This window comes from Gilvimarinus agarilyticus (assembly GCF_000832015.1).
GTDB classification, from domain to species: Bacteria; Pseudomonadota; Gammaproteobacteria; order Pseudomonadales; family Cellvibrionaceae; genus Gilvimarinus; species Gilvimarinus agarilyticus.
This window is the reverse complement of record NZ_JXCJ01000001.1, coordinates 4,044,939-4,057,072: the sequence shown is the minus strand read 5'-3', so window position 1 is coordinate 4,057,072 and position 12,134 is coordinate 4,044,939. Positions and strand designations below refer to the sequence as shown.

Genomic DNA, 12,134 nt, shown 5'->3' with positions numbered 1-12,134 from the left:
GCACTTATGAGTGACTAATAACTGAGAATTAAATGGATTCTATGCTGAACTCGTTGCGCAGTATTGTTCAAGAGGTAAATGCCGCCCGCGACCTTCCCAAGGCGCTGGCTATTATTGTCTCGCGCGTTAAACGAGCTATGCAAACACAAGTGTGCTCGGTGTACTTGCGTGGCCCCAACGACGAGTACGTGCTAATGGCGACCGAGGGCTTGCAGCAGCAAGCCGTGGGGCAGGTGCGAATGGCGCCGGGACAAGGGCTGGTTGGGCGCGTTGTCACGCGTGAAGAGCCGGTCAACCTGGAAGACGCCGAAACCCACCCCGCCTATCAATACTTCCCCGAAACCGGCGAGGAGCGCTTCAGCTCATTTTTGGGCGTGCCCATTATTCATCACCGCCAAGTGCTGGGGGTGCTGGTGGTGCAGCAGTCCGAGCGGCGCCGGTTTGATGAGGGCGACGAGGCCTTTTTGGTCACCATGTCGGCCCAGCTGGCTGGGGTCATTGCCCACGCCGAGGCGACGGGCACGATGGTGGCGGTTGGCGCAGCGGCCTCGCAGGCGCGTTTTGCCGGGGTGTCGGGTGCGCCCGGTATTGCCATTGGTGAATCGGTGGTGGTGGCACCGCTGGCTGATTTAAAAGGTGTGCCCTACCAGCCCTGTGAGGATGTCGAAGCCGAATTGGCGTTTTTTCAACGTTGCCTAAACGCTGTGCGCGAAGACATCAAAGATCTGGGGGCACAGCTAGAGGAACGCCTAAACCGCGAAGAGCGGGCCCTGTTTGATGCGTATCTGGCGATGCTGGACGACGCTTCGCTCGGTGGTGAGGTGACCGCCAAGATCCGTGAGGGGACCTGCGCGCCCTATGCCTGGAGTGAAGTTATTCTTGAGCACGAGAATAACTTTGCCGGAATGACCGATGCTTATTTGCGCGAGCGCGCCACGGACGTGCGCGACTTAGGGCGCCGGGTGCTGGCCTACCTGCAAGAGTCCAATCAAAGCTGCAAGATTTACCCCGACAACACGGTGTTAATTGGCGATGAGTTGACCGCCTCTATGTTGGGTGAGGTACCTGAGCACAAGCTGGCGGGCCTGGTGTCGGTACAGGGGTCGGGTAACTCCCATGTGGCGATTCTCGCCCGCGCCATGGGCATCCCCACGGTGATGGGGGCGGTAGACTTACCCTATACCCGTATGGATGGCCGGCCGGTTATCGTCGATGGCTACAAAGGGGTGGTTTACAGTGMCCCCAGCGAGCCACTGCGCAAGCAGTATCGCGCCATAGCCGAAGAAGAGCAGGAGTTGGTTAAAGGGTTAGAGGCACTAAAAGACCTGCCCTGTGAGACTCTGGATAAGTATCGCTTGCCCCTGTGGGTAAACACCGGCCTGATGGCTGACGTGCTGCGCTCGCTGGAGCGTGGCGCCGAGGGGGTTGGCTTGTATCGCACCGAGGTGCCGTTTTTACTGCGCGATCGCTTCCCCTCAGAGGAGGAGCAGCGAGTAATTTACCGCGAGCAGCTGGAGGCGTTTGCGCCCCATACCGTCACCATGCGCACGCTGGATATCGGCGGTGACAAAGCGTTGCCCTATTTTCCGATCGAAGAGGATAACCCGTTTTTGGGGTGGCGCGGCATTCGCGTAACGCTCGATCACCCAGAGATATTTCTGGCGCAAATTCGCGCCATGATCAAAGCCAGTAGTGGGCTGGATAACCTGCGTATTCTGTTGCCGATGATTTCTAGTGTGTCGGAGCTGGAGCAATCTAAGGCTCTTATCCACCGTGCCTACCACGAGTTGGTAGAGGAGGGGCACGAGGTTAACCTGCCTCCGCTCGGGGTGATGATTGAGGTTCCGGCAGCGGTGTATCAGGCCCGAGAGCTGGCCGCCCGAGTCGATTTTTTATCGGTCGGTAGCAATGACCTTACTCAGTACTTGCTGGCGGTTGATCGAAACAACGCCCGGGTGGCCGATCAGTATCAGGCGTTTCATCCGGCGGTGCTGCGCGCCTTGCAGCAGGTGGTAACCGATGGTCACACCCAGGGGGTGAGTGTCGGTATTTGTGGCGAGCTGGCGGGTGATCCGGGGGCGGCTATTTTGCTCATGGCCATGGGGTACGATGTGCTGTCGATGAACGCCACTAACCTGCCCAAAGTAAAATCTGTGATCCGCGCGATTAACTTAGAGCAGGCTGAGACGCTACTGGACGATGTGATGCGGTTGGTGGATGCCGAGCAGGTGCGCGCCCGGATCGATCAGATGTTGCTGGAGGCCGGGGTTAACCGTGTGGTGCGACCGCTGGAAATAGACGCATAGGCGTATCGCCGACTGGCGGTTTTATCTGACACAAACGCGGTGTTATGATTGCCGCTCTTTTTTTAGCTGGCGCTCGCTCTATGCTCACCCATCCTAATTTTGACCCCGTTGCTATCTCCATCGGCCCGTTAGATGTTCACTGGTACGGTCTGATGTATTTAGCGGCGTTTGCCTCGGCTTGGTGGATTGCCATGCGCCGGGCAAAGCGGCCCGATTCACCGGTGACGCCCGCCCAGGTAGAAAACCTTATTACTTATGGCGCCTTTGGGGTGGTGATTGGCGGCCGGGTTGGCTATGTGGTGTTTTATCATTTTGATGCCTGGATGCGCGACCCGCTATGGTTGTTTCGGATTTGGGAGGGCGGCATGTCCTTCCATGGCGGGCTAATAGGTGTGCTGCTGGCCATGCTGTTTTACGCGCATCGGATTCGTATTCCCTATTTGCGTCTGACCGACTTTGTGGCTCCTATGGTGCCGCTGGGGCTGGCTTTTGGTCGGCTGGGTAATTTTATTGGTCAGGAGTTGTGGGGGCGCCCGACAGACTTGCCTTGGGCCATGGTGTTTCCTCAAGATCCCGAGCAGCTGCCGCGCCACCCTTCGCAGCTGTATCAGTTTGCCCTTGAGGGTGTGGCGTTGTTTTTTCTCCTCTATTGGTTTTCGCGCAAGCCGCGCCCTACCGCGGCGGTTAGCGGTGTGTTTTTAATCGGTTATGCCGTCTTCCGGGTCATCGCAGAGTTTGCTCGCGAGCCGGACCAGCATATTCAGTTTGATTTGTTTGGCTGGGTAACCCGCGGCCAGCTACTGTGTCTACCGATGGCGGCCCTGGGTATCGGGCTATTGATTTACGCGTACCGCTTTAGCGGAGCCGCTAGAGCGCCTGCCGAGCAAAAGGAGGCCCCGTGAAGCAGTATTTGGATTTAATGCAAGATGTGGTCGATAACGGCACCGACCGTGGCGACCGTACCGGTACCGGCACACGCTCGGTGTTTGGCCGGCAGTTGCGCTTTGATTTAAATCAGGGCTTTCCGCTGGTGACCACCAAAACCGTGCACCTTAAAAGTGTTATTGTCGAGCTTTTGTGGTTTTTGCAGGGGCGCACTGACGTGCAGTGGCTGCAGGAGCGCGGGTGCAAAATCTGGAACGAGTGGGCTAGCAGCGAGGGCGATTTGGGGCCGGTTTATGGCAAGCAGTGGCGCAGCTGGGCCTGCCCCGACGGCTCGACCATCGACCAGATTGGCGATGTGATTGCCCAGATAAAAGCCAAGCCGACTTCGCGCCGGTTAATTGTCAGTGCCTGGAACCCTGCCGATTTGCCCGATGAGTCTGTTAGTCCTCAGGACAATGTCGCCGCCGGGCGTATGGCGTTGGCGGCCTGCCATACTCTGTTTCAATTTTATGTGGCCGATGGCAAGTTGTCTTGTCAGTTGTATCAGCGCAGCGCGGACTTATTTTTGGGTGTCCCGTTTAATATCGCCAGCTACGCCCTGTTAACGCACATGATTGCTCAGCAGTGTGGTTTGGGGGTGGGAGATTTTGTCCATACGTTTGGCGATTGTCACCTCTACCACAATCATTTGACCGACGATATTGTCTATGAGCAGCTTGCGCGCGAGCCGAAGGCACTGCCTAAGCTAACGATTGCCCGCCGGCCGGCATCGATCTTTGACTATCAGCTCGAAGATTTTGGTTTTGAGGGCTATGATCCGTACCCGCGTATCAAAGCGCCCATAGCGGTTTAACCCGGCGGGAGGTAAGGTACATCCGATGCAAGTAGCCATGATAGTGGCCTGTGGCCACGACAACGCGATCGGCAAGGGCAATGCAATGCCCTGGCATCTACCGGCAGATTTACAATACTTTAAAAGCGTTACCTTGGGTAAACCCATTATGATGGGCCGCAAGACCTATGAGTCGATAGGTCGTCCGCTGCCGGGTAGACTCAATATCGTGATTACCCGCGATCCCAACTGGTCTGGCCCTGAGGGAGTGGCGAGCGTTGCCAGTGTACCCGATGCGATCGCGTTAGCGCGCGCCGAGGCCGAGGGCGACGAGGTTGTTATTATTGGCGGCGAACAAATATACCGTGCGGCACTGCCGCTGGTGGACCGTCTTTATAAGACCGAGATTGATGTGCGGGTAGAGGGGGCCGATGCGTTCTTCCCTGAGCTGCCCGCCGAGCATTGGCGGGAGGTATCCCGGCAGGAGGGTGACGCAGGGGCTCCGTTGCGTCATCGTTTTTTAATTTTGGAGTCATGCTCTGACACCGATTCTTAATAATTAAACTGTATAAGATTGGTAGGTTTTGCAACCTAGTTCAGATCAAAAAATGATCATGTGTTACTGGTGCTCAGCTGTGGTGCGGTAAAGTGTTACCCGTCTGATACCGATGTACACATGTGCAATACCATTTGGATAAAGCATTGAATGTAGAGGAACGCTCTTATTACAATGCTGCGTTCTTAAGCTGCCTCGAAAGAGGTATTCGTGGATTATGTGTCTGTGGCAGCACTCTGTCGCATATAACCTGATTGCAAGCACCCGAGTTGGGGGAAATATGAAAAAGCAGCGATTGAAAGCCGTGGCTCTGACCACTGTGCTTTCTGCCAGCGCGCTAGTGGGTAGCGTGGCCTTGGCAGATCAAACCCTGGATGAAATCCTTCAGGTAAGTCAGGMCAAAACTACTTTGGCGCGAGATTCTCAAAAACGTATCGATCGTTTGTCTCAGGAAACTGAGGATTTGCTGATTCAGTTCAAGCAAGTCAACAAGCAAATCGAAGACATGCGTGTATACAACAGCCAATTAGAGAAGCAAATTGCGGCTCAGTTAGCTGTTATTAAAGATCTGGATGCCTCAATCGAGAACGTAACGGTTATCGAGCGTCGTATTCAGCCTTTGGTAATGCGCATGCTGGACGCGCTTGAGCAGTTCGTTAAGCTGGATAAGCCATTCAAAATGGATGAGCGTCTGGCCCGTATCGAAATGCTGCGTAACAATCAGGATCGTGCCGATATTTCAGTTGCTGAAAAATTCCGTCAAGTTCTGGAAGCCTACAAGATCGAAAGTGATTACGGCCGCTTCATCGAAGCGTACCGCGATACTCTGGACGTAGGTGGCCAGGAGCGCGAAGTAAACATTTTGCGCATCGGCCGTGTATCTCTGATGTATCAGACTACCGATACCGAATCATCAGGTGCCTGGGATCCTACTCAGGGCGCTTGGGTTGAGCTGGATAACTCTTATCGCGGCACTATTTTGAAAGGCTTGCGCATCGCGCGTAACGAAGCCTCTAAAGACATCATGTTTGTACCTGTCCAAGCACCGGAGGCAGCAAAATGAAAATGAAGTTTGCAAAACGCTGTCTGGTAGTAATGGCTGCCGGCTTAATGAGCACCAGTGCTGTAATGGCACAAGAAAGCGATCAGGCGGCAAGCCTGGATGAGCTGCTGAACATGGTAAAAGATTCGCGCGTGGCTGAAACGGCCGAGCACCGCAAGCGCGAGCAACAATTTACCCGTGAGAAAAACAATCAAGCGAGCCTGCTGAAGCAAGCCCAGGATACTCTGGCAGCTGAAGAGCGCCGCTCTGAGCGTTTGGAAGAAACTCACTCTGAGCAAGAGTTAGATGTAGACGCAAAACGTCAACAGTTTAACGAGCGCTTGGGTTCACTGCGTGAGCTGTTTGGTCACCTGACCTCTACCGCTGGCGATCTTCGCTCTACCTTGCAGACCTCACTGATTTCGGCGCAATACCCGAATCGTGGTGACTTCCTGGCCGAGCTGATCGACAAAATGAACTCGAACACTCGTTTGCCTAGCATCGAAGAGATCGAGCGTCTGTGGTACGAGCAGCAGCGTCAAATGGTTGAGAGCGGCCGCGTAGTAACCTTTACCGGTACCGTCATCAAGCCTAACGGCGAAAACGCCGAGCAAGAAGTGGTTCGTGTTGGTTCTTACAACCTGCTGTCTGAGGGTAAGTACCTGAACTACGTTGCCGACGGCGCAAAAATGGAAGAGCTGATTCGTCAGCCTGACGGTAACTACCTGGATGCGGCTTCTGAGCTGCAAAACGCTACCTCTGGCTTGGTTGGTGTCGGTCTTGACCCCACTGGTCCTACTGGCGGTACTCTGCTGGGCGCGCTGATTAACAGCCCGACCTGGAAAGAGCGTCTGCTGACTCAAGGTGGTGTGGTTGGTTACGCGATTATGGCGGTTGGTGCCCTTGGTCTGTTGATCGGCCTGTGGCGCATCATTTACCTGTTCGCTGTAAGCGCCAAGGTAAGCAGCCAGCTGAAGTCTGACAAAGCTAACACCAACAACCCACTGGGTCGTGTGTTGAAAGCGGCGGAAGAAAATCCAAACGCTGACACCGAAACTCTCGAGTTGAAGCTCGAAGAGGCTGTGTTGAAAGAGCGTCCGAAGATCGAAAGCGGCCTGGCTATTCTGAAGATTATTGCTGCGGTTGCACCTCTGATGGGTCTGTTGGGTACCGTTACCGGTATGATCTTGACCTTCCAGGCGATCACTATCTTCGGTGCGGGCGATCCGAAAAACATGGCAGGCGGTATCTCCTCTGCATTGATCACAACGGTTTGGGGTCTGTTAGTAGCGATTCCTGTGGTGCTGATCCACACCGTGGTTAATGGCCGTGCTAAGCGTGTTATTCATGTTCTTGAAGAACAATCGGCAGGTATCATCGCCGAAAACGCAGAACGCAAGTAGGAGATTGAAGCATGCTGGCATTAATGGAAGCTATCGCAGCCATTAGAGCCTTTTTGGATCAGGGCGGTATGGTACTGTTGTTCATTGCCGCCCTTACCTTTGTCATGTGGACCCTGATTTTTGAGCGGGTGTGGTATTTCAAAGGTGGTCTAAAAGGCGACCTTCAAAAGTCTTTGGATATTTGGGAGGCGCGCAGTGAGCGTAAATCCTGGAATGCCCACCAAATTCGTTTGGCGCTGATTTCTAAGGTCGAGCTAAAGGTTAATACCAATATGGACATGATCGCCACTATGGTGAGCTTGTGTCCTCTGCTCGGTCTGCTGGGTACGGTTACCGGTATGATTGAAGTGTTTAACGTTCTCGCAATGACCGGTGGTGGTGATGCCAAAGAAATGGCAGGCGGTGTATCTAAAGCGACAATCCCGACAATGGCGGGCATGGTTGCTGCACTGTCAGGCTTGTTTGCCAACACCTACCTCACACGAATTGCCGAGCGTGAAAATCAGTTGTTTGCCGATCACCTGACAATGGATCACTAAGGCTGGCACGTCGTATCAACCAGTAATAAGAGATTTGTCATGAGCAGGAAAAACGAATCTGAAGACGATCAGACCGGGGCGATCGATTTAACCCCTATGCTCGATGTGGTTTTCATCATGTTGATCTTCTTCATTGTGACTGCCACATTTATTAAAGAGACCGGGGTCGAAGTTGAGCGTCCTGAAGCAACCATGGCTGACGAGAAGAAAAACGCCAGCATCCTGATTGCTATCACAGACGAAGATGAAATCTGGATCGATAAGAACCAGGTTGATCCCCGTGGGGTGCGAGCGCAGATTGAGCGTTTGCTTGCCGACAACCCGAGAGGCTCCGTTGTTATTCAGGCCGATGCCGAAGCTAACGTTAAATTGTTAGCTGAGGTTGCCGATACTGCTCGTCAGTTGAATGTGAGCAACGTCGCTGTCTCCACAGCTAAGAAATAGGCCGCTATGAAACTTGTAAGAGTAATTATTGCTGCCGCTTTGGCGGTGGTCGTGACCCTCGGCCTTTTGTTTCTGATGCACTCGTTGATCAACTCTGATCTGCAGGCAGATGAGCAAGAAGAGCAGGTTCGCATTGAGGATATCCGTATGCCGGATACCGAGATCGAAACCCGTTACGAGACGGCCAAACCCGATAAGCCTGAGACGCCTGAGACGCCTCCGCCGGATATTCCGGAGCCGGATTTCGAGTCGCCAGATATCAACCCAGAAGGGTTGAATATGGATGCTCCGTCTTTGAGCAGTGATATCAATGTTAGTGCTGGCGGTATTGGTGGTGACGGTGAGTATCTTCCAATTGTGAAGGTTGCACCTCAGTACCCACGTCGCGCCGCTCAGCGTGGTATCGAAGGGTTTGTGACGGTTGAGTTTACGGTAACTATTAATGGCTCTACCAAAGACGTTGTGGTGATCGAGGGCATCGACAAAGATGGCGACCCAACCAGCATCTTTGACCGAGCAGCCGTTAAAGCGGCCGAGAAGTTCAAGTATAAGCCGCGTGTTGTAGACGGTACGCCTATTGAGGTGCCGGGTGTTCGCAACCGCTTTGTATTTGAGCTTGCGCAATAAGGGTGATGAAAATGAAGAATGTAAAATCGATGATTTCAGGCACCTTCAAAAAATCACTGTTGGCTTCGGCGCTGCTTGCAGCGCCAGCCGTTACAGGGTTTGTTGCGTACCAACTGGTGCCAAGTCAAACATTGTTGATTGCCGGTAGTGCTCAGGCGCAAAATACTCAACCTATGCAGCCTGCGGCGCAAAAGCTTGATCCGCGTCGCTTGCCGGGTTTATCGCAGAGCTTTATTGAAGATTTGCAGGAGGTCAGCGAAGCGCTTGACCCCAGTGAAGAGGCGGTGGCCGAAGGCGCCAAATCGGATCCGCGCAGAGCACTGCAGATCGTCAACGAAATGGCCGAAGATTTGGGTGATTACAACCCTTATGAAAAAGTCATGGTTTACACCTACTACGGCTCTATCTATTACAACCTCGAAAACACCGAGAAAACGATCGAGAGTTTTGAGAATGTAATTGCGCAGAGCCCGAACTTACCGGTAGGTACCGAAGCTCAGTATCTTTATACCTTGGCGCAGCTATACAGTCAGGAAGATCAGCCGCAAAAAGCGCTGAACTACCTTAAGCGCTGGAGCAAGATGGTCACCAGCATTTCGGCCGAGCAATACGCCGTAATCGCTCAGGTGTTCTACGCCAACGACGATATGGATGCAGCGCTGGCTAACATGCTTGAAGCCTCTCGTCAGTACGAAGCAGCTGGCAAGATCCCCAAGGAAGAGTGGTTGGGCTTTACCCGGGCGGTTTACTACACCCGTGAAGACTTTCCGGCAACCTTGGAAGTTGTTGAGCTGTTGGTGCGTCACTACCCCAAGATGAGCTACTGGCGTCAGCTGGTTGGCCTGTACTACGAGTTGGGTCGTATCGATGATTACTATCGTGCGCTGGACTCCATGTACGTTATGGGCGGGCTGAAAAAAGAAGCTCAGTTGCGTACCTTGGCTGGCGGCTTTATTGATAAAGATGCGCCATACAAAGCAGCAAAAGTTTTAGATAAAGGCATTAACGAAGATAAAATCGTTGCGCCTACCTCAAAGAACTTAGAGTTGCTGGCCAACTCTTGGCGTCTGGCGCAAGAGACTGATAAAGCGCTGGTCGAAATGAAGCGTGCGGCCGCTAAGGCCGAAGATGGTGATTTGTACTTTAACTTGGCGCGTCTGTTGTTTTCACGCGACCAATTTGCTGATGCCATTGCCGCCGGTAACAACGCGCTGAAAAAGGGTGGTTTAAGTCGTCCGGATTCGGTTCACTTGACCATTGGTCAGGCTGAGTTGTCACGCAACAATTTTGATGCTGCCATCGAGTCTTTTAAGAAAGCCGCAAAAGATGAGCGCAGCCGTAAGTTTGCCACTCAGTGGACCAGCTACGCGGAAAGCGAGAAAAAGCGTCAGGAAGCACTGAAAGACAGTTAAGTTCGTAGACCTGTCTTACAGTATAAAAAAGCCGGCAAATGCCGGCTTTTTTTATGGTTGAAAGTTAGCGCACTAAAAAAGCCCGCCAGGTTAACCACCTGCGGGCTTTTTGTCGTTCTAGCCGATAAGCACAAGCTTAGTCGAGTAGGCTAAGGTCTCTTACGGCGCCTTTGTCGGCGCTGGTTGTGAGCTTGGCGTAAGCTTTAAGCGAGGCGCTGACTTTTCGTGGGCGATTCTCCACAGGCTTCCACGGGTTGTCGCGGTGCTCCATGCGCTCGCGGCGATCGTGTAGCTCGCGCAAGCTGATTTGCACGTTGATCGAGCGCTCGGGAATGTCAATGCGAATGATGTCGCCCGTTTCTACCAGGCCGATAGCACCGCCGGCGGCGGCCTCCGGCGAGGCATGGCCAATAGATAAGCCCGACGTGCCTCCCGAGAAACGCCCATCCGTTAGCAGGGCACAGGCTTTACCCAAACCTTTCGATTTGAGGTAGCTGGTAGGGTAGAGCATCTCTTGCATGCCTGGTCCACCGCGGGGGCCCTCGTAGCGAATAATCACCACGTTGCCGGCCTTTACGGTGCCATTCAGCACGTCTTCTACCGCCTGCTCTTGGCTTTCAACCACATGGGCGGGGCCTTCAAACACCAAAATAGAATCATCTACGCCAGCGGTTTTGACCACGCAGCCGTCTTCGGCGATATTGCCATACAGTACCGCAAGCCCCCCTTCCGTCGAGAAGGCGTGCTCCAGCGAGCGGATACAGCCGGTGGCTCGGTCGCCATCGAGGCTTGGCCAACGCGCCGCCTGAGAGAAGGCCACCTGGGTGGGGACGCCGCCGGGGCCGGCTTTAAAGAACTCTACGACCTCGTCAGATGGGTTGCGCATGATGTCCCATTCGTCCAGCGCTTCTTTTAGGGTATCGCCGTAGACTGTGGGAACCGAGGTGTCGAGCACACCGGCGCGGTCGAGTTCACCCAAAATACCCATGACACCGCCGGCTCGGTGAACGTCTTCGATATGATATTGCTGCGTGTTGGGGGCCACTTTACACAGCTGGGGTACCTCGCGCGAGATGCGGTCGATATCGCTCATGCCAAAGTCCAGCTCCGCCTCTTGCGCGGCAGCCAATAGGTGCAAAATGGTGTTGGTGGATCCGCCCATGGCGATATCCAGTGCCATGGCATTACCAAAGGCTGCCTTGGAGCCAATCGCGCGGGGCAGTAAGTGCTCTTCGTCGCCTTCGTAGTAGCGCTTGGCCAGCTCGACAATGCGATGGCCGGCGCGTTTAAACAGCTTTTCGCGGTCGGCATGGGTCGCCACAATGGTACCGTTGCCGGGCAGAGATAAACCCAGAGCCTCGGTCAGGCAGTTCATGGAGTTGGCGGTAAACATCCCAGAGCAAGAGCCGCAGGTGGGGCAGGCGCTGCGCTCAACCTCAGAGAGGGTCTCGTCATCGACACTGTCGTCAGCGGCCATCACCATAGCATCGATCAGATCTAAACCGTGATCGAGCAGCTTGGTTTTACCGGCTTCCATGGGGCCACCAGAAACAAAAATCACCGGTACGTTAAGGCGCATGGCCGCCATCAGCATGCCAGGAGTGATTTTGTCACAGTTAGAGATACACACCAGCGCGTCGGCACAGTGGGCATTCACCATGTACTCGACTGAGTCGGCGATAATGTCGCGAGAGGGCAGCGAGTAGAGCATGCCGTCGTGACCCATGGCGATACCGTCATCGACCGCGATGGTGTTGAATTCTTTGGCGACGCCGCCGGCCTTTTCCACCTCGCGCGCAACCAGTTGACCCATATCTTTGAGGTGCACATGGCCCGGCACAAACTGCGTAAACGAGTTGGCGATGGCGATAATCGGCTTTTGAAAGTCATCATCTTTCATGCCGGTGGCGCGCCACAGGGCGCGGGCGCCGGCCATGTTACGGCCAGCGGTGGTGGTTCTGGAGCGATAGGTTGGCATAAATACCCCGTTTAACACTATCAAGTAAGGTTCCCGGTGCGAGGCGCGCCGGGAACCGGATAAATTGTAACCGGCAAGGATAACAGAATGGTGCCGTAAGGTCAGGCGGC

General features: G+C 54.2%; 11 protein-coding genes. 10 read left to right on the top strand and 1 reads right to left on the bottom strand.

All coding sequences use genetic code 11. From position 1 onward, the window contains the following. Nucleotides 1–41: 41 nt before the first annotated feature. From ptsP to SD69_RS17390, 10 genes are all read left to right on the top strand, one after another. Nucleotides 42–2,306, top strand: coding sequence for a phosphoenolpyruvate--protein phosphotransferase (gene ptsP, locus SD69_RS17435; RefSeq protein WP_041524232.1), 2,265 nt, complete (start codon nucleotides 42–44; stop codon nucleotides 2,304–2,306). A gap of 80 nt (nucleotides 2,307–2,386) precedes the next feature. Then, on the top strand, nucleotides 2,387–3,208 hold the full coding sequence (lgt, locus tag SD69_RS17430) for a prolipoprotein diacylglyceryl transferase (RefSeq protein WP_041524994.1): 822 nt from the start codon (nucleotides 2,387–2,389) through the stop codon (nucleotides 3,206–3,208). Continuing rightward, a complete protein-coding gene (locus SD69_RS17425) occupies nucleotides 3,205–4,044 on the top strand; it encodes a thymidylate synthase (protein ID WP_041524231.1) in 840 nt (279 codons plus the stop codon). The genes lgt and SD69_RS17425 overlap by 4 nt, the downstream gene beginning before the upstream one ends. A gap of 25 nt (nucleotides 4,045–4,069) precedes the next feature. Continuing rightward, nucleotides 4,070–4,579, top strand: coding sequence for a dihydrofolate reductase (locus SD69_RS17420; RefSeq protein WP_041524230.1), 510 nt, complete (start codon nucleotides 4,070–4,072; stop codon nucleotides 4,577–4,579). 280 nt (nucleotides 4,580–4,859) lie between these two features. Continuing rightward, a complete protein-coding gene (locus SD69_RS17415; RefSeq protein ID WP_041524229.1) occupies nucleotides 4,860–5,642 on the top strand; it encodes a DUF3450 domain-containing protein in 783 nt (260 codons plus the stop codon). Beyond that, a complete protein-coding gene (locus SD69_RS17410) occupies nucleotides 5,639–7,024 on the top strand; it encodes a MotA/TolQ/ExbB proton channel family protein (protein ID WP_041524228.1) in 1,386 nt (461 codons plus the stop codon). Before SD69_RS17415 ends, SD69_RS17410 begins: the two co-directional genes overlap by 4 nt. Nucleotides 7,025–7,035: 11 nt before the next feature. Then, the gene (locus SD69_RS17405; protein WP_041524227.1) at nucleotides 7,036–7,563 is read left to right on the top strand and encodes a MotA/TolQ/ExbB proton channel family protein; all 528 of its coding nucleotides are present in this window, start codon (nucleotides 7,036–7,038) and stop codon (nucleotides 7,561–7,563) included. 39 nt (nucleotides 7,564–7,602) lie between these two features. Further along, on the top strand, nucleotides 7,603–8,007 hold the full coding sequence (locus SD69_RS17400) for an ExbD/TolR family protein (RefSeq protein ID WP_041524226.1): 405 nt from the start codon (nucleotides 7,603–7,605) through the stop codon (nucleotides 8,005–8,007). Between the two features lie 6 nt (nucleotides 8,008–8,013). Continuing rightward, entirely contained in the window at nucleotides 8,014–8,634 is a 621-nt protein-coding gene (locus SD69_RS17395) for an energy transducer TonB (RefSeq protein WP_041524225.1), read from the top strand. 11 nt (nucleotides 8,635–8,645) lie between these two features. Next, a complete protein-coding gene (locus tag SD69_RS17390; RefSeq protein WP_041524224.1) occupies nucleotides 8,646–10,046 on the top strand; it encodes a tetratricopeptide repeat protein in 1,401 nt (466 codons plus the stop codon). Between the two features lie 136 nt (nucleotides 10,047–10,182). On the opposite strand, the gene ilvD is transcribed toward SD69_RS17390, so the two are convergent. Next, the gene (ilvD, locus tag SD69_RS17385; RefSeq protein ID WP_041524223.1) at nucleotides 10,183–12,024 is read right to left on the bottom strand and encodes a dihydroxy-acid dehydratase; all 1,842 of its coding nucleotides are present in this window, start codon (nucleotides 12,022–12,024) and stop codon (nucleotides 10,183–10,185) included. Between the last annotated feature and the right edge of the window lie 110 nt (nucleotides 12,025–12,134).

What these genes read in the sequence shown, in the direction of transcription:
- lgt (WP_041524994.1), top strand. Translation starts at nt 2,387, where the DNA reads ATGCTCACCCATCCTAATTTTGACCCCGTTGCTATCTCCATCGGCCCG.
- SD69_RS17420 (WP_041524230.1), top strand. Translation starts at nt 4,070, where the DNA reads ATGCAAGTAGCCATGATAGTGGCCTGTGGCCACGACAACGCGATCGGC.
- SD69_RS17410 (WP_041524228.1), top strand. Translation starts at nt 5,639, where the DNA reads ATGAAAATGAAGTTTGCAAAACGCTGTCTGGTAGTAATGGCTGCCGGC.
- SD69_RS17405 (WP_041524227.1), top strand. Translation starts at nt 7,036, where the DNA reads ATGCTGGCATTAATGGAAGCTATCGCAGCCATTAGAGCCTTTTTGGAT.
- SD69_RS17400 (WP_041524226.1), top strand. Translation starts at nt 7,603, where the DNA reads ATGAGCAGGAAAAACGAATCTGAAGACGATCAGACCGGGGCGATCGAT.
- SD69_RS17395 (WP_041524225.1), top strand. Translation starts at nt 8,014, where the DNA reads ATGAAACTTGTAAGAGTAATTATTGCTGCCGCTTTGGCGGTGGTCGTG.
- SD69_RS17390 (WP_041524224.1), top strand. Translation starts at nt 8,646, where the DNA reads ATGAAGAATGTAAAATCGATGATTTCAGGCACCTTCAAAAAATCACTG.
- ilvD (WP_041524223.1), bottom strand. Translation starts at nt 12,024, where the DNA reads ATGCCAACCTATCGCTCCAGAACCACCACCGCTGGCCGTAACATGGCC.